The following is a 15661-nucleotide window of genomic DNA, read 5'->3' as shown; positions in this document are numbered from 1 at the left end:
AGTCACCCGGCACGGCCGGAGGGCCGGACCTAGTCCTGCCATCACACCCCTATGGCCGCCAAGAGCGGCCTTTTTCATATCTGGAGATACCATGTCCCTTAAGGACCTGAACGAAAAGCGCGGCTCGCTTGTCGCGCAGGCGCGTGCAGCGCTTGATGAAATCAAGACCAACACCGATGAAGCCCGCGCTGCGGAACTCGACGCTCGCCACGACACGATCATGGTCGAGTTCGACCGCATCGAGAAGCTGATCGAGCGCGAGCAGCGCCTTGCAGACGCCGAAAAGCGCCTCGCCGATCGCGCTGACGAAGAGCGCAAGCGCCAGCGTCCGACGGGCGCCGACACCGATGTCCGCGGCCAAGATGAAGGCGAAAAGAAGGAGTACCGCGAGGTATTCTACAAGTTCCTCGCTGGTGGCGCCTCGCTTGACGAACTCGACGCTGAAGAGCGTACGATTCTGAAGGCCGGCGTGCAGTCTGCCAAGGAATTCCGCGCCCAGAACACCGGAACTGCCTCTGCTGGCGGCTATACCGTGCCTGTCGAACTCGCAGACTTCATCATCCGTTCGATGAAGGACTGGGGTCCGATGTACAATGAAGACATTGCCACGGTGATTACGACCTCGGGCGGTAATGTCATCAACATCCCGACCATCGACGACACGTCCAAGACCGGTACCAAGCATACTGAAGGCGCGGCGATTGCGGATGACGGTTCGCAGGACGCTGTCTTCGGTAACAAGGAACTGGCCGCCTACGTCTACGATACCGAGTTCGTGAAGTTCTCGATGGAGCTGGCTGCTGACTCTATCTTCAATATGGAGTCGCTTCTCGGCAGCCTGCTCGGCGAACGTCTTGGCCGTATCGCGAACCGCGAGTTGACGATCGGTGATGGCACTGGCGACCCGAATGGCGTTGTGACCGCATCCTCGCTCGGCAAGACTGCCGCCGCAGCCGCAGCACTGACCACGGACGAACTCATCGACCTGCTGCATTCGGTCAACGCGGCCTACCGCCGTTCGCCGAAGACCCGCTGGCAGTTTGCCGATCTGACGCTCGCGGCCATCCGCAAACTGAAGGACGCCGAAGGTCGCTACATCTGGTCGGCGGGCGACATCCAGAAGGGTGAGCCCGGCACCCTGCTCGGCTTCCGCTACGAGATCAACGACGACGTTCCGCTTATCGCAGCGTCTGCGAAGCCGGTCATCTTCGGCGATTTCTCGAAGTACTTCGTCCGCAAGGTTGGCTCGCCAGTTATCGGCGTGCTTCGTGAGCGGTTCTGGCCGGATCTCGGCATCGCAGGCCTGATCCGTTTTGACGGCGAACTCGGTGATACCGCTGCGGTCAAGCACCTCGTAATGGCTGCTGCCTAATCTTGGATGGCGGGCTTCGGCCCGCCTCCTTCCAAGGAGAGATTATGAATATCAAGATGTTGATCGGCCTAGCGGGTAACGAATATTCGCTCGCGCCGGGCGATGAGCGCGATTTTCCGCAGGAAGAAGCTGTCCGGCTAATCGACGCTGGTTATGCGGTTCCTGCAGTCGAAGTGCGAATTGAACGCGCTGTTGCGTCGCCCGTCATCGAGAAGCGGAAGAAGGGCAAACCTGATGTGGTATCCACCGAAGGTGACGACAGCGCCGTCGGCGGAGCCGATCTCGCTGGTGGAGGCGAAGAGGCATCTTAACGTCTTTCACGACGACGATGATGCGCTGATCGGTAGTTTGATTTCTGTCGCTCGAGATCATGTTGAGAAGTACTGCGGCGCGCGCTTTGCATCGCAGGTGGTTGAGGCGCAGGCGACGTGCTGGGCGGATTTGGCAAGACTGCCGGTGACGCCAGTCACCGATGCTGATATCGAGTATGTCGATACGGGCGGCGCTACTGTGGTCCTCGCAGACACGGTTTTCGAGTTACGTGGCGACGGCCTCGTTCTGAAGTACGGCCAGTCTTGGCCGGCTACACAGCCCGGTTCGCTCATTACCCTTACGGCCGTTGCTGGATTCACCAATTGCCCACCCGCCGTGAAACACGCAATGCTTTTACGCATCGAGGATCTCTACGAGAACCGCGGCAGTGTCGATGATGCTGACTGGTCGGCTTTCGATAGCCTTCTCTCGAACTACAGGTTTTACACCTGATGCCCTGGCTCCACTTTACGGCCGACCACGACTTCCGCCTTCCCGGAAGCACGATCGCCTATAAGGCCGGCTGGACGGGCAATGTCACGCGCGCGGCGGCGGATGCCGCCGTTGCGGCGGGCAAGGCCGTGCGCCTGAAGACACCACGTAAAGGCGAGAGGCCGGAGGCTGCCGATGAGAAAACGTAACGGCGCCGGCTCACTGTCGGAGCGCATTACCTTTCAGGTTCGCGGCGTTGTGCCGGATGGGTATGGAAACGATGTCACGGGTCCATTTGCCGACCAGTTCACCGAGCCGGCTCGCCTGGCTCCACGGCTTGGCAGCGAGCCCGTCATAGCGGCCCGCCTAACGGGCGTACAGCCGTTTCTCTTGACCGTTCGCAGTTCCGCCCGCACGCGAGAAATCACTCCTGCCTGGCGGGCTGTGAACGCGAGAACCGGCAGGACTTACAATATCAAGGCGATCGTAAATCCGGATGAGCGGAACGCTTATCTTGAGATGCTGGTTGTTGAGGGTGAGCCATCGTGACGGTACTCGGCCTTAGTCGGCTGAACCGCAAGCTCAAGAAGTTGCCGGCCGCTGCTGAAGCGGCAATCAAAACAGCGATGGAGCAAGGTGCCAACGAAATCGTCGCAATGATGAAATCTTTGGTTGCTGTCGATAGCGGTGAACTCCGCGACAGCATCGGTTGGACCTGGGGTGACGCGCCAAAATATAGCCAGCGCATTGCTTCGGTGAAGTCCGCAAGCGGCAAGCTTACACTGACGATCTATGCCGGCAATTCGAAGGTGCGCTACGCCCACCTAGTCGAATTCGCCACCAAGGCCCACGAAAATGGCGGCCTCTATGCAGGCACTCAGCACCCCGGCACGTCGGCGCAACCTTTCTTCTTTGTCAGCTACCGCGCGCTCCGGCGTCGCACCAAGTCGCGCATCACACGCGCCATTACAAAGTCTGCGAAGGCGATAGCGGCAGGAGGCTAGATGGACCCGGTTCTTGAACTGCAAGGCGTTATCATTCAGCGCCTTCGGTCTTTTGCTGCTGTTACTGCACTGGTCGGCCAGAAATCCTATGACCAGCCGCCGCTTGACCAAAACGGCAACGTGCAGGCTACGACTTATCCATACATCAGCATCGGCCCGTCCAATTTTCAGTCGGAAGATGCCGATTGTATCGATGGCGGCGAGGTGATGATCCAGATCGACGCATGGTCGATCGAGCCTGGCCACCCGCAAGTGCGGAACATTGCCGACGCCATCCGAAAGGCATTCCGCGGCTCCGACATTACGCTGGCGCAGAACGCCTTAGCTACGTTCGAACATTGGCGCACCGACTACATCGCCAACGGCACGCTGAAACAGGCCTCGGTTCGCTTCACAGCGATCATTGAGCAGCCATAGCTCTCAGCACCAAAAACTCCCACCACATCGGCCGCCAAGAGCGGCCTTTTTCATATCTGAAAGGTCGCTTTTTATGGCGCAGCCGACTACTTCCAAATTTGGAAAGTTCCGCATTCTTCTTGGCGACGGTGCCTCTCCGGAGGTATTCACCGCACCATGCGGCTTTACGTCGAAAGCCTTCACGCTTTCCAAGAACCTCACCGAAATAACGATCCCGGATTGCGACGATCCCGACGCCCCATTCTGGATTGCGCGCGACACGGAAAGCCTTTCGGCCTCCATTACTGGCGAAGGGCTAGTAGCGGCGGAATCCATTCAGGATTGGACGGACGCGGCGTACAGTACCGATCCTGTCAACGCCAAGGTCGAGATTGAGTTCGCGACTGGCGTTCTGTCGTTCACCGGCCCGTTCCACATCGACAGCTTCAATCCGTCGGCAGAGCAGGGTGGGCGAGTGCAGCTTTCTGTCTCTATGCAGTCCGATGGACAGGTTACGAAGCTCTGGACGGCAACGCCGTAATGAGCCGCGACGCACGCATTGAGCTGGACTGGGCGGACGGCACGTATGCTTTCCGCCTAGGATGGGGCCAACTTGGCGAGCTTCAGGAAAAGACGGATGCCGGGCCATACGTCGTGCTCAATCGCCTGCATTCTGGCCAGTGGCGCGTGGAAGACGTGTCCAACGTCATTCGCCTCGGTCTGATAGGCGGAGGCATGGCACCGGCTGACTCCTTGAAAAAGGTTCGCACCTACGTCGAAGCCCGACCTCCGATGGAGAATGTTCCGGTCGCGCAGGCAGTTTTGGCTGCGGGGCTAATAGGAGCGCCGGAGGAAAAACTGGGGGAAGCCGAGGGGGAGGCGGAGAACGACTCGACGACCTCCCCAACGGAAAACTTCGAATAGCGGCCATTTATGGTAACGGCGCAGCCATGGGCTTTTCACCACAGCAAATCAACGAGATGAGCGTGTGGCAGTTTATGGCCGCGCTGGAAGGCTTCGTTAAGGCGAATTCACCGGACGACGGCAAGCTTGGAGGCAAGGAAGCTGACGAGCTTTGGGAGTGGATGCAAAGCAAGGGTTAGTGAGCGCGTGCCTGTCAGTCGCTGAATAGGCTGTCTGGTAGACATGTCACAGATCCGCCAGAACGCAAGGCCACCGCGACGATCGCCATATCTTTCTTGCGGCCTTCGCATTCGCCCTTCGAGAGGCGTTTTGCCGATACCTTCTCCGCATTGCCGATTGCGTGCACCAAACGATAGGTTTCTTGCGCAACCGGCCGGGCATTGACTGGTGCAGATGCGCTCTCCGCTTCTTGCGGTCCCTTCAAGAGATACCCGCCGACCAGCATCCCCGCCAGGGTCAGCATCAAGAATTTTCTCATAACTCCCCCGGTGACTTTAATGGCGACTGATATTGAACGACTGGTAGTGCAACTATCGGCAGATTTCAAGCAGTTTCAGAATGCGATGAACAAGGCTCAGGGCGTTGCCAATAACGGCACGCGAAGAATTGAGCGTCGTTTTCAGCAGATGAACCGCAATATTTCGAGCCAGTTTAATTCGATGGGGACCGGGATTGCTAAAGCGTTTGCGGTCGCTGGGGGCGTTAGGGGAATACAGTCGCTTCTGGATTCGGCGACACGCATTGACAACGCGCTAAAGGTTGCTGGCCTATCCGGCGCAGAGCTTGAGCGCGTCTATGGACGCTTGCGTGACAGCGCTGTGGCCAATGCTGCACCGCTCGAGACGCTTGTTACATTGTACGGCCGAGCGGCGCTTGTTCAGAAAGAACTCGGCGTTTCGCAGGAGGAATTGCTCGGCTTTACCGACAAAGTTGCGCTCGCGCTTCGCGTTGCTGGCACAGACGCGCAGTCGGCCTCCGGAGCTCTCCTGCAGCTGAGTCAGGCGCTTGGCTCTGGCGTTGTGCGGGCGGAAGAATTCAATTCCGTTCTGGAAGGCGCTCTTCCTATAGCACAGGCCGCCGCTGCTGGCTTGAAAGAGGCTGGCGGATCGGTGGCGAAACTCCGGCAACTTGTTGTCGACGGGGCCATATCCTCGGAAGTTTTCTTTAGAGCATTCGAGGCTGGCAGTGTCATCCTTGAGGATAAGGTCAAGAACGCGGTTCTGACCACGTCGCAGGCGTTGGAAAACGTCAAGACTGCGATGATTGATGGTACGCGGGAATTCGCCAAAGGAAGCCTTGCAGCAACGGACTTGGCCGACGCTTTCCAAAAGATGGCCAACCATATCAACAGCATCAATTTCGAGTCCTTCGGCGAAGAGGTTCGAAAACTTATAGGATGGCTGCAGTCTGGCGCTGAGTTCCTAAATAGCTTTTCGAATGCGCTGAACAATATGGCAGCCGCAGCGGGCTCCGCTGTTGGAGCCGACAAAGTTGGCGAGTGGGCCGCGAGCACGCGCTTCGGTCAAGCTATCGGTATGCAGTCTAACCGCACTATGAGTGAGCGGTTCGGCGGTGATGGCGCCGGGGAAGTTTCGGGTGCGTCGAAGGCGGCCGTTGATGCCTATGTTAATCGGGTCTACGGGTCGGTTATTGATCGGTCGGTTGACAGTGTCTCGAAGACTGGGCGACTGCCGGCTAAGAGCGGTGGGGTAAACCCCATCTCGATGTCCGACTATGATGCCCCTTCCAAAAAAGGCAAAGGCAACGGTCGCAAAGGCGCAAAGGAACGAGCCGACGAATATGAGCGGCTTGCGAAGCGTATAACGGACAGCACCGCGGCGACAATCGCTGAGACTGAAGCGCAGCGCCAACTCAATCCGCTGATTGATGACTATGGCTATGCCGTCGAGAAGGCCCGCGCGGAACAAGAACTGCTGAACGCAGCAAAAGAGGCGGGCAAAAAGGTCACGCCAGAATTGCGGGCTGAGATTGCGGCGCTAGCCGACCAATATGCGCTTGCCACGGTTGAAGCTGCCAAACTTGGTGAGAGCCAGGACAGGATCCGGGAGCGCGCTGAAGATATGCGCGATTTCCAGAAGGATCTCACGCGCGGCATTGTTGATGGCTTCATCGAAGGAAAGAAAGCCGCAGACATCTTTGCGGATGCGCTTACGAAAATCGGAAACAAGCTTCTCGATATGGCGTTTGATAGCGCGTTTGGCGGCGGAAGCGAAAAAGGCTTCGGCTTTATCGGCAAGTTGTTCGGCTTTGCATCAGGAGGATACACCGGGTCTGGCGGCAAGTATCAGCCCGCAGGCATCGTCCACAAGGGCGAGTATGTCGTTCCTAAAAACACTGTCGACAAAGTTGGCCTCCGCAATATCGAGTCACTTTTCGGCAGCTACGCCAACGGTGGCCTGGTAGGCGCCCCGCGCATGCCGCGCATTCATGCGCCGGCCAATCAGAACAACGGTCCCAACATGACATTCGCACCCGTCATCGACGCGCGCGGAGCAGACGTTGCGGCCGTCGACCGGCTTGAGCGGGTGGTTGCCAAACAGCAGCAAGAGTTTGAAGCGCGAGTGGTCAACACCGTTCGGCGAGCCCAGAAGACTAGGAATTTGTAATGGCCATCACCTACCCATACAATTTCCTCGACATCTTCCCCGGTTGGTCAGTGGAATTCGACGTCTTGTATAGACAAGAGCAAAGCCGCACGGCGGGCGGTCGAACGATCGTAAAGGATCTCGGCTCCCCGCTGTGGACGGCCACATTCCAGTCACGGTCGATGCGGCCGAACGAGCTTGACGAGTGGCGGGCTCGGATGAAGGCCCTAGAGGGTGGCACCCAAGAGTTACGCGCCTGGCCAACTAGCCGCTGCTATCCGATCGCCTATCCCAACGGTGTCGGTATGGGCACAGTCAGCGGCGCTCAAGTCAACAGTATTGCGGCCAATCGTAAGACGATTTCACTGAAGGGCCTGCCCGTCGGATACACGGTTCGCATCGGCGATTACATTCAGATTGGAACGTCCAACCTGCATCAAGTTCTGGAGGCCGCCACGGCCAACGGGAGTGGGGTTACAGGCACGTTTGAGGTGCGGCCGCACCTGTGGCCTCTATCGGCGGTGAACGACGCTGTTACAGTTGTAAAGCCGTCCTGCCTCATGACGCAGGTTCCCGGCTCTTTGTCGACCACTGCAGAACTACAGACAGGGCGCGGAACGATAACGTTCCAGGCAGTCGAGAGCCGTTAGGCCCGCGCCTGAAGCCCTACCTAGTGGCCCGCCTCGAGCGGGCCTTTTCATTCCCAGCGAGACAACATGCGCAACATTTCGGCTGCCAACCTGGCGGCATTGCAGGCGCGCGCCTTGGTTGCCCGCGACTTCCTCTGGATTACGGCACGCGACAGAGATACCGGCGCGACGTTCCCGTACGGTTTCTGGTCTGACGTTGGCGACGTTTCGGCGCCTGTCTTGAATCCGAACACCGGCCTTTCGGTGACGCGGAACTTCGAAGGTTCCGGCACGCTGATTCAGATCAGCGATATTCCGCTTGTTTCCAATTTGACGATCCAGAATGTGACAATCCAAATGTCGCAACTGGATCCTGCGGTTGAGAACATCGTTCGCGGCTACGACTTGAAGCAGGCCGGCGTGGAAATCTATCGCGGCCTACTAAGCCTCGAAACGCGCCAGATAGTGGCGCCGGCTTTCTGCCGCTTCGTTGGCTTTGTCGATACGGTTGAAATCACCACCCCTAAAGAAAACGACGTTGGTTCGATCGTCCTGACGTGTGCCTCGCACACTCAAGAGATGACGCGCGGCAACCCGGATACACGTTCCAACGATAGCCAGAAGATTCGAAGTGCGACCGACAACTTCTTTGCCGATGTTACGGTTGTGGGCGAACAAGAGCATTTCTGGGGTCGCCAGAAGGGTAAGATTTCTGTCAGTGCGCCAACGCGCAAGATGACTGGCGTTGTGCTGTCCGGAGTTCCCCATTGATCCGGCGCGCCGTGGTCGCGGACAAGATGCGTGTTCTCATGATGGCGCGGTCGTTTCACGTCGCGGCGGGACTGCCGTTCGCATTACATGCTGCGCATGCTTCGCTCGTGTTCGACGCCTGCCTGACAGATGTCGACCGTGTTTGCCTCGTCTACGACGTCGACGGCACGGCCCAAGGCGTATTGGCGGCGCAGGCCGGCGCGCATCCTTTCGGCCCGTTCAAAGTAGCCACAGAAATCATGTGGTGGATTGAACCAGCCCACCGCGGTCGTGCAGCATTGCACATGATTGCCGCCTACGAGGCCTGGGCTCGAGAGCGGGGATGCTCGTTCGCCAACCTTGTTGGCTTGGGTGCCGATCCCATTACGACCAAGCTTTACGAGCGCTGCGGATACGCGGCGGCTGAGCGCCATTTCATGAAGCCGCTCGCCGCCCGCTGACAGGCGCCTTTTCAGGATACATCGATGGCCTTTTTTTCCGGTATCGCCGCGGCGATAGGCGGTGCGTTTGCGTCCATTTCAAGCTTTATCGGCGGCCTTGGTGCGATCGGGACTTTCCTCCTCAAGACTGCCGTCGGCATCGGTCTCAATCTCCTCGCCAAAGCAATCGCCGGACAGCCCGACGAACCGCAATTCAGTGTGCAAGGCACACTTCAGGCAGGCGGCGACGTGCCGCGCTCGTTCGTCTTCGGCCGCACCGTTACGGCTGGCTCTCTGGTTTACGCCAATACGTGGGGCAAGGCAGGCAAGACGCCGAACGCCTACTTCACTCAGGTTATCGCGCTTTCCGACGTTCCGATCACTGGCATCAGCCAGCTTTGGGTGAACGGCGAGCCCGTCACTATCGACACAGGCGATGCGTCTTACGGGGATTGGGGTTTTCCGGTTGTTGAGTATGCCAAGGGCAGCAACAACCACATGTGGGTCAAGTTCTACGACGGTACGCAGACCGTCGCGGACCCCTTTCTTGCCGGTACCGTTTCCAGCGGCACACGCCCTTGGTCGTCAACACGCGTCGGTCGCGGTGTTGCTTATGCAGTCATCACTTCGCAGGTTGAAGAAGAACTATTCACCGGATTTCCGCAGTTCAAATTCGAGGTGCAGGGCGCCAAGCTCTATGACATCACGAAGGACTCGACGGCTGGCGGCTCTGGTGCGCACCGCCGCTCCGATCCCGCAACATGGGGCGGAGACGGCGACGACCTTCCGGCAGTCCAGATTTACAACCTCCTACTCGGCATCACCTATGGTGGGGCTTGGCTTTATGGCCTGCAGAATCTGCCTAGCGTCCGTCTTCCGAGTGCAGACTGGATTGCGCAGATCAACAAGTGCCGTGCGCTTGTTGCCACTACGACAGGCACTGAAAAGCAGTATCTGACGGGCGGAGAAATCCACGTCGGCGCTCAGATCGCGGACGCGGTCGACGCCATCCTGACGGGCTGCCAAGGCAGGCTTTCGGAAAGCGGCGGCATCTACAAGATATACGTCGGCGAGCCGGACGCGCCAGTTTTTGCCTTTTCGGATGACGACATTCTGTCGACGGAATCGCAAGAATTCACGCCGTTCTTTGGTCTGGCCGATACCATCAACGGTATCAACGCCTCGTATCCGGAGCCGGCCGAAGCTTGGAATACTAAATCTGCTCCGGCTCTCTTCAACACGACATTCGAAGCCGAGGACGGCAATCGCCGCCTGATGGCCGATGTCCAGTTGGACATGGTCTATCGCTCGACGCAGGTCCAGCGCTTGATGAAGTCAGCGCTTGCCGAAGGCAGGCGAGCAAGGCGGCACACGCTGGTGCTTTCGCCCGCTGCATGGATTCTTGAGCCGGGTGACATCGTTTCTTGGACGTCGAATCGGAATGGCTACGAAGCCAAGCTGTTTCGCGTCGACGGTGTCGCGGATCGGGCAAATCTCGATGTGATGCTTGACCTCACCGAGGTCGATCCCGCGGACTATGACTGGAACCCATCGACCGATTACAAGCCGCCGGTATTTGGCCCGCTTGGACCTAATCGGCCAAGCCCGCAGCCGATCGTTGATTGGTATGCAGAAGCATCAACTATCCCTGACAACACCGGTTCGGGACGGCGCCCAGCCATCCTATTGGCGTGGGACGGCGACCAAGTTGACGTCGCCGCTGTAGCGTTCGAGGTCCGACTGGCAACTAGCGGAACGGTAGTTTACCGCGGCCGCACCGATAACGTGGCTGTTGCCTCCATTCTGATTTCGCAGTCGTTGCTCCCGCTGACCGCCTATCAAGTGCGTGGCCGTTACGTGCCTGGATCAGATCGCCCATGGGAGTGGTCTGGATGGCTGTCCGTCACGACTCTGGACATCCGTCTAGGCGATCAAGACGTCTATCTGCCCGGCATGATCGAGGACATCGAGGAGTTTGTCGGCGACGCCACGGAGTGGCTTCGTGACGGCTCTCGTGAACTGATTTGGATGGCCGAGCAGTTCGCTCTTCGGACAGCAGATCAGGACGCCGCCAACTATACAGACAAGCAACAGCTTAAGATCGAACTCGTTTCAAAGGCCGGCGAGATTACCGCCGCCTACACCGATGCGATCACTGTAGCAACGGGGCCGAACTCGGCCATTGGCCAGCGCCTGACGACGATTGAGGCGACAATTCCAACGCTGGCAACGGCGTCGGCCGTAACGCTTCTGAGTGCCCAGGTATCGTCGATAGGCGGACAAGTTTCTGCCCAAGCCGATTCCATAACTGCGCTCTTCGTCGCGATGGGGGGAAGCTCTGCCGCGGTCAATGTCCGCATGTCGGCGTCTGCTGGTCCCGCTGGATACGCCGCCCGCTATGGCATCGAGGCCCGAACTGGTGGGGCAGGGGCGTACCGATCGGCTGCAATGTTCATCGATGTGCCGGCTTCTGCCCTTTCACCAACGCGGGTGGCGTTCGTTGCTGACCAGTTTGTCGTCACCGATGGGACAAACAACGCCGCGCCTTTCGTCTTCACCGGCGGAGTAGCCTACATGGAAAATGCCCGTATCGGAGATGTCCTTTTCCGACGCCAGCGCAGCTTCAACGGCAAGCTCGACATCCGTGGAGACGGCAGCAATGCCTCCATTGAGATATTCACCTGATGGTCCGTCTATTCCTTGGCAGAAAGACCTCTGGCGGCGGTGGCGCCGTCAAGGTCATGAAGGACAATGCCGACGATCCGAATACGACGCCAAATACGGATTACGGCAAGTTCCTCTTCAACTCTGAAATGCAGGATATCGGCTACATTACGGGGCTTTGGTCCGTACCGTTTTCTGCGTTTCAATCTTCCGGTTCTACGCCAGTATATGGGCCGGCGGGGTCTACCTCCGGCAATGCGCTTTACTACACGTATTATTTAGGCCTTCGCCAAGGGTGGTTCAGCGTCAACCGCATTTTCGGGACACCTCCCTACACTTTCAATCCAATGATTGAAGTGCGGACGCGCCAGTCGAACGGGCGCTATTCGGCAGGGGCGAGCCGGTACACCACTTACAATACTGGTAGCAATAGCGGCGTGCACGTGTCTGCGCCAGGGTATGTTGCTAGGGGCGGCGAAACGGCGGCGCCTAACGGATGGACGCCTGGAGGATGGGTGTATTATTTCACCGCGCCCGTCGGAGATAGCGGTGGAACATACGTATCGACCGTGTGGGAATTGCCATGCGACAACGTAGCGATTGGCAGTCCCACTGCAACGCCAGTTTCGGGTCAGTGCAATGTTCGCATCGACCCGACGACGGTAAAGGTCGCTCGGCCGGGCTTTGATGTTGGCTCGGCAACTGGCCGGCAGCTTATCCTCGACAGCGATCGGGTTTACGCCAAGGTTCTGAAGGCTGGTGAGATCACCATCGCGGCCGGCGGGAACACGGCAGTCGTGTCACCCGTCCCTATACCGGCGACAGCATATCTGGACTGGAATTGGTATTTCACTGGCGGGTCGGTTATCTGGCCTCCGGCGACAACCGGTCAGGTTGCGGCAAACACCGAGAACGGGCTAGAATATTCCATCTCGGGGTCGACGGTTACGGTCTACAACACCGGAAGCGCCTCGATCACGGTTCGCTACATGCTCTGTGCTGACAATGAGGATTCGACGCCTTCGACGGGTGGATCAAAAATCCTCTTCAGCGGAAACGACGGCATTCAAGACTTTGTGCAGATCAAGAGGCCGGGCTCGTCTGACACATCGACAAAGCTTCGCGACATCCTGCTCGACACGAGGTTTTCCTACATCCCGATCATCGCGGAAGGATGGCTGGCCCCAAGCGATTGCACCGAGAGCGCGACCAGCACGCGCTTTGGCAACAAAGCCAAGACGATCAGTTTCACGAATACCGGCTTCATTCCATTTGTGAAGATGATCGTGAAGCAGAATACCAGCACTGCGGGCCTTCAATATCGGGAGCCACGCTCCCGAATGCTCGTCTTTTACGGCTCGTCCGGTCTGAACTGGACGCAGGGCAATGAAGGCACCGTGGCGCTCATCAGCAACACGTCGGTGAAGTTTCACATGTGCACTGGCGGGAACACGTGGATTGATCCAGCAAACCCGAACAGCGGCATACGCGACGCAGGCGATGACCCTCTCGGTATCCGCTACTACATCTTCGGCATTCCGACCTCGCTCTAAGCCAACATTCATTTGCCTCGACACCGCCCTTTCACGGCGGTTTCCAGCCATGGAGTTTTCATGTCCGACACCCAGAAGGTGCAGATCGCGCCGCAGGCCGCCTATGTCGAGGCGCAGGCGCTCATCGAGTTCTACCGCAACCGCAATCTGCTCTTGGCTCAGCAGGCCTTCGAACTGGCCGGCACGGTCGAGGCGCAGTCCGCCGATATCGAAAAGCTGAAGGCCAAAGTCGATCATTTTGCGGAACTCTCCAGCGGCGAGAAGGAGGCGTAAGTGCCAACTCCCAGCTTCTACAACACAGGCACTGCCACGGTTGCGGCTAGCGGTACCGCCGTTACCGGGCAGGGTACCGCATGGCTAAACTCCATCCGCCCCGGCGACCTATTCGGCACGCACAAGGGCTCTGGCGTCCGCATTGCCTCGGTCGACAGCAACACCTCGCTCACCCTTGCTTATGCATGGCTGGGCGGCGCGCAGACGACGGCGGCCTACGAGATCGGCATAACGCCTGACACAGCACGTATGCAGGAGACGACGCGGCAGCTGCTTGAACTTCTGACCAACGGCAATCTTGCAGCGCTGGCAAATCTCACTAGCGCGGCGAACAAACTGCCGTATTACACTGGCGCAGGCGTCGCGGCATTGACAGACTTCACGCCTGCGGCGCGAGGTCTGTTGGACGATGCCAATGCGGCGGCCATGCGCACTACACTCGGTCTTGGCACCGCGGCAGTGCTCGACTCCGGCACATCTGGAGCAACGGTACCCGTGCTTAATGGAGCACAAAGCAACTGGGCATCGAACCAGCGCTTTAATCGCGGGGTATCAGTTGGAGTTGATGAATGGTCTAATTTCTGGTCGCCTGGATTTTCTCATCTGGCGACAACTATAGGGTATCTCGGGAGCAACGGCGCGAATGCTTTGGGGATGTATTCGAACGGGTATCGAAACTCGTCTGCCGGGTGGACAAGCCTTGGCATCGGCGGTTCTACCGCTGCGGCAGCGATAGAAGTCTTACCGACCGGAAGAATAAGCTTTAAGGCTTCGGCAAGTGTTTCAGGAGTTGCGCCTGATGAAGGTGCCTATCTTGTGCCGTACTCACCGATAGATTCCAGCTTTGTAGTCGGCACGCTTTCTCTAACCGGCGCTAGTCGTGGCGTTGGTCTGGGTGGCCGTATGGTGCAAACATCGTTGGAATTCGTTGGAACGGGTTACCATCACATGGTTTATAACCCCAACGGCCAAGTTGGCGGCATAACCAGTAGCGGTACGGCGACACAATTCGTCACGTCTTCGGATGAAACTTTGAAGGACTTCATCGGACAGTATGACGCGGCAGATGCCATTGCGATAATCCGTGCGGACCCGGTCCGCGACTTTACGTGGAAAAAGACCGGCGAATATGCGGTTGGTTGGGGTGCGCAGACATCCTACGCCCTATCCCCTGACCTGGCCAGCAAAGGCGGATGGCAAGACCCGGTTACCGGAGAGGATTGGGTAGAGGGCGGCGTTCGCTGGATCGATCCGAACGGCAACCCAACGGTCGAAGGCGCCGAGGGCGCAGTGAAGATCGAAGCGGCTTATCAGACATGGGGCGTCGATCAGGGCAAGCGCACGCCCTACCTTTGGGCGGCGACTAGCTGGCTTCTCGACAAGATTGATGAACTTGAGGCGCGCATCGCCGCGCTGGAGGGTTGATCGGCTAGAAGCGGATGCCCACTCCTAGACCTAGCTGATACTTGGTGGCGCCAGAGTCACCATTTGGGAATAAGTCGCTGCCCCAGTAGATGTGGCTGACTTCGGCCTCGGCCCGAGCAAAGTATTTTCCGTAGTTGTACTCCGCGCCAATTGCAGCTGACACGCTCGGTGCCACTCGAGACGTTTTGCTTGTTGCCGTCGCGCTTTCTGACAAAGAGGTGGCCACGCAGGTTGGCTGCCCCCATGAGGCATGGAGTGGTGAATATTCCACCTCAGTAATTCCGGCGAGGCAATTGGTGTCCGTTGATGTTGTGTGCCTGCGGACGGAAAGCACTGACGCACCAAGACCACCCCTTCCATAAATCATGACGTCACCAAAAGCTGCTCCGACGCGCGCTGAGATCATGGGTGAAGCGGTTTCTCTGTAATCTGTCCACGATTTGGTGGTGGTTCCTGCTCGGTACGGCCCTATGTCTATTTTGGCCACGCCAGTTTCACCGCTGGTTACGAGTTCGTTCACCTCGTCTCCGATGTCAGGCCACACGTAGTTCGTCTTGTAGGATTCGGTTGCCGCTGTGTCCTGTGAACTGGTGTCCGCCCGGAGCGAAGCTTCGATGCCAACCAGAAAGCCGCTTACTTCATGGTTATATCCACCGAATAGACCGACTGCTGGCTTTTCCATTTGAAAGTTTCGGTCGATCCAACCTTCGCCGAGGTCGTACCAGGCATCATAAGCGACGTCCTTGGTTTTTCCTAGGTGAAGAGTAGCGCCACCGTAGTAACCAGCGAAAGTGGAAGCGTCCTCGGCGAAAGCCGAATTGGACAGAAGTGCGGCAGCAGCCGTCAGTAAAATCCTGATTTTCATCCCCACCCCCATAAGC

The 15661-nt window shown here is 58.2% G+C and carries 20 protein-coding genes; 18 read left to right on the top strand and 2 right to left on the bottom strand.

The genetic code is table 11. The features are described from left to right. The first annotated feature begins 91 nt into the window (after window positions 1–91). The 10 genes from DZG07_RS21145 to DZG07_RS23985 all read left to right on the top strand — a co-directional run bounded on the left by DZG07_RS21145 (window position 92) and on the right by DZG07_RS23985 (window position 4619). Window positions 92–1372 (top strand): phage major capsid protein, encoded by a 1281-nt coding sequence (locus DZG07_RS21145; protein ID WP_119820566.1) that lies wholly within the window; start codon window positions 92–94, stop codon window positions 1370–1372. A gap of 44 nt (window positions 1373–1416) precedes the next feature. Further along, entirely contained in the window at window positions 1417–1683 is a 267-nt protein-coding gene (locus DZG07_RS21140; RefSeq protein WP_119820563.1) for a hypothetical protein, read from the top strand. Next, the gene (locus tag DZG07_RS21135; RefSeq protein WP_119820560.1) at window positions 1607–2137 is read left to right on the top strand and encodes a head-tail connector protein; all 531 of its coding nucleotides are present in this window, start codon (window positions 1607–1609) and stop codon (window positions 2135–2137) included. Before DZG07_RS21140 ends, DZG07_RS21135 begins: the two co-directional genes overlap by 77 nt. Next, window positions 2137–2325, top strand: a complete 189-nt coding sequence (locus DZG07_RS21130) for a hypothetical protein (RefSeq protein ID WP_119820558.1) — start codon at window positions 2137–2139, stop codon at window positions 2323–2325. Before DZG07_RS21135 ends, DZG07_RS21130 begins: the two co-directional genes overlap by 1 nt. Further along, window positions 2312–2665 (top strand): head-tail adaptor protein, encoded by a 354-nt coding sequence (locus DZG07_RS21125; protein ID WP_245429547.1) that lies wholly within the window; start codon window positions 2312–2314, stop codon window positions 2663–2665. Before DZG07_RS21130 ends, DZG07_RS21125 begins: the two co-directional genes overlap by 14 nt. Then, the gene (locus DZG07_RS21120; RefSeq protein WP_119820553.1) at window positions 2662–3120 is read left to right on the top strand and encodes an HK97 gp10 family phage protein; all 459 of its coding nucleotides are present in this window, start codon (window positions 2662–2664) and stop codon (window positions 3118–3120) included. The genes DZG07_RS21125 and DZG07_RS21120 overlap by 4 nt, the downstream gene beginning before the upstream one ends. Then, a complete protein-coding gene (locus DZG07_RS21115; protein WP_119820550.1) occupies window positions 3121–3537 on the top strand; it encodes a DUF3168 domain-containing protein in 417 nt (138 codons plus the stop codon). A 73-nt stretch (window positions 3538–3610) separates the two neighbouring features. Further along, window positions 3611–4057: a phage tail tube protein gene (locus DZG07_RS21110; RefSeq protein WP_119820547.1), complete on the top strand. Its 447-nt coding sequence runs from the start codon at window positions 3611–3613 to the stop codon at window positions 4055–4057. Next, the gene (locus DZG07_RS21105) at window positions 4057–4440 is read left to right on the top strand and encodes a gene transfer agent family protein (protein ID WP_119820545.1); all 384 of its coding nucleotides are present in this window, start codon (window positions 4057–4059) and stop codon (window positions 4438–4440) included. Before DZG07_RS21110 ends, DZG07_RS21105 begins: the two co-directional genes overlap by 1 nt. Window positions 4441–4466: 26 nt before the next feature. Then, window positions 4467–4619: a hypothetical protein gene (locus DZG07_RS23985; protein ID WP_162931517.1), complete on the top strand. Its 153-nt coding sequence runs from the start codon at window positions 4467–4469 to the stop codon at window positions 4617–4619. Between the two features lie 14 nt (window positions 4620–4633). Here DZG07_RS23985 and DZG07_RS21100 read toward each other — a convergent pair whose 3' ends face one another. Then, window positions 4634–4906, bottom strand: a complete 273-nt coding sequence (locus DZG07_RS21100; RefSeq protein WP_133304773.1) for a hypothetical protein — start codon at window positions 4904–4906, stop codon at window positions 4634–4636. A 31-nt stretch (window positions 4907–4937) separates the two neighbouring features. Between DZG07_RS21100 and DZG07_RS21095 the strand changes: the two genes are divergently transcribed. The 8 genes from DZG07_RS21095 to DZG07_RS23975 all read left to right on the top strand — a co-directional run bounded on the left by DZG07_RS21095 (window position 4938) and on the right by DZG07_RS23975 (window position 14780). After that, window positions 4938–7067 (top strand): tape measure protein, encoded by a 2130-nt coding sequence (locus tag DZG07_RS21095; protein WP_119820539.1) that lies wholly within the window; start codon window positions 4938–4940, stop codon window positions 7065–7067. After that, window positions 7067–7696: a hypothetical protein gene (locus DZG07_RS21090; RefSeq protein WP_119820536.1), complete on the top strand. Its 630-nt coding sequence runs from the start codon at window positions 7067–7069 to the stop codon at window positions 7694–7696. The genes DZG07_RS21095 and DZG07_RS21090 overlap by 1 nt, the downstream gene beginning before the upstream one ends. 66 nt (window positions 7697–7762) lie before the next feature. Beyond that, entirely contained in the window at window positions 7763–8446 is a 684-nt protein-coding gene (locus DZG07_RS21085; protein WP_119820533.1) for a hypothetical protein, read from the top strand. Beyond that, window positions 8443–8886: a GNAT family N-acetyltransferase gene (locus tag DZG07_RS21080; RefSeq protein ID WP_119820530.1), complete on the top strand. Its 444-nt coding sequence runs from the start codon at window positions 8443–8445 to the stop codon at window positions 8884–8886. The genes DZG07_RS21085 and DZG07_RS21080 overlap by 4 nt, the downstream gene beginning before the upstream one ends. A 24-nt stretch (window positions 8887–8910) precedes the next feature. Next, on the top strand, window positions 8911–11550 hold the full coding sequence (locus DZG07_RS21075; RefSeq protein ID WP_119820527.1) for a phage tail protein: 2640 nt from the start codon (window positions 8911–8913) through the stop codon (window positions 11548–11550). Beyond that, on the top strand, window positions 11550–13082 hold the full coding sequence (locus DZG07_RS23980; protein ID WP_133304772.1) for a hypothetical protein: 1533 nt from the start codon (window positions 11550–11552) through the stop codon (window positions 13080–13082). The genes DZG07_RS21075 and DZG07_RS23980 overlap by 1 nt, the downstream gene beginning before the upstream one ends. A 60-nt stretch (window positions 13083–13142) precedes the next feature. Next, a complete protein-coding gene (locus tag DZG07_RS21065) occupies window positions 13143–13355 on the top strand; it encodes a hypothetical protein (RefSeq protein ID WP_119820523.1) in 213 nt (70 codons plus the stop codon). Beyond that, a complete protein-coding gene (locus DZG07_RS23975; RefSeq protein ID WP_119920299.1) occupies window positions 13356–14780 on the top strand; it encodes a hypothetical protein in 1425 nt (474 codons plus the stop codon). Between the two features lie 4 nt (window positions 14781–14784). Here the strand turns inward: DZG07_RS23975 and DZG07_RS21055 are convergent, their stop codons facing one another. Continuing rightward, on the bottom strand, window positions 14785–15645 hold the full coding sequence (locus tag DZG07_RS21055) for an outer membrane beta-barrel protein (protein ID WP_133304771.1): 861 nt from the start codon (window positions 15643–15645) through the stop codon (window positions 14785–14787). Window positions 15646–15661: the final 16 nt, after the last annotated feature.

Source organism: Mesorhizobium sp. DCY119, from assembly GCF_003590645.1.
Taxonomy (GTDB): domain Bacteria; phylum Pseudomonadota; class Alphaproteobacteria; order Rhizobiales; family Rhizobiaceae; genus Mesorhizobium_M.
Note: the sequence above shows the minus strand (reverse complement) of the source record. Positions and strands in the feature narration are given on the sequence as shown.

Coding starts and splice junctions, on each gene's coding strand:
- DZG07_RS21145 (WP_119820566.1), top strand. CDS start 92: ATGTCCCTTAAGGACCTGAACGAAAAGCGCGGCTCGCTTGTCGCGCAG.
- DZG07_RS21140 (WP_119820563.1), top strand. CDS start 1,417: ATGAATATCAAGATGTTGATCGGCCTAGCGGGTAACGAATATTCGCTC.
- DZG07_RS21135 (WP_119820560.1), top strand. CDS start 1,607: ATGTGGTATCCACCGAAGGTGACGACAGCGCCGTCGGCGGAGCCGATC.
- DZG07_RS21130 (WP_119820558.1), top strand. CDS start 2,137: ATGCCCTGGCTCCACTTTACGGCCGACCACGACTTCCGCCTTCCCGGA.
- DZG07_RS21125 (WP_245429547.1), top strand. CDS start 2,312: ATGAGAAAACGTAACGGCGCCGGCTCACTGTCGGAGCGCATTACCTTT.
- DZG07_RS21115 (WP_119820550.1), top strand. CDS start 3,121: ATGGACCCGGTTCTTGAACTGCAAGGCGTTATCATTCAGCGCCTTCGG.
- DZG07_RS21110 (WP_119820547.1), top strand. CDS start 3,611: ATGGCGCAGCCGACTACTTCCAAATTTGGAAAGTTCCGCATTCTTCTT.
- DZG07_RS21105 (WP_119820545.1), top strand. CDS start 4,057: ATGAGCCGCGACGCACGCATTGAGCTGGACTGGGCGGACGGCACGTAT.
- DZG07_RS23985 (WP_162931517.1), top strand. CDS start 4,467: ATGGGCTTTTCACCACAGCAAATCAACGAGATGAGCGTGTGGCAGTTT.
- DZG07_RS21095 (WP_119820539.1), top strand. CDS start 4,938: ATGGCGACTGATATTGAACGACTGGTAGTGCAACTATCGGCAGATTTC.
- DZG07_RS21090 (WP_119820536.1), top strand. CDS start 7,067: ATGGCCATCACCTACCCATACAATTTCCTCGACATCTTCCCCGGTTGG.
- DZG07_RS21085 (WP_119820533.1), top strand. CDS start 7,763: ATGCGCAACATTTCGGCTGCCAACCTGGCGGCATTGCAGGCGCGCGCC.
- DZG07_RS21075 (WP_119820527.1), top strand. CDS start 8,911: ATGGCCTTTTTTTCCGGTATCGCCGCGGCGATAGGCGGTGCGTTTGCG.
- DZG07_RS23980 (WP_133304772.1), top strand. CDS start 11,550: ATGGTCCGTCTATTCCTTGGCAGAAAGACCTCTGGCGGCGGTGGCGCC.
- DZG07_RS21065 (WP_119820523.1), top strand. CDS start 13,143: ATGTCCGACACCCAGAAGGTGCAGATCGCGCCGCAGGCCGCCTATGTC.
- DZG07_RS21055 (WP_133304771.1), bottom strand. CDS start 15,645: ATGAAAATCAGGATTTTACTGACGGCTGCTGCCGCACTTCTGTCCAAT.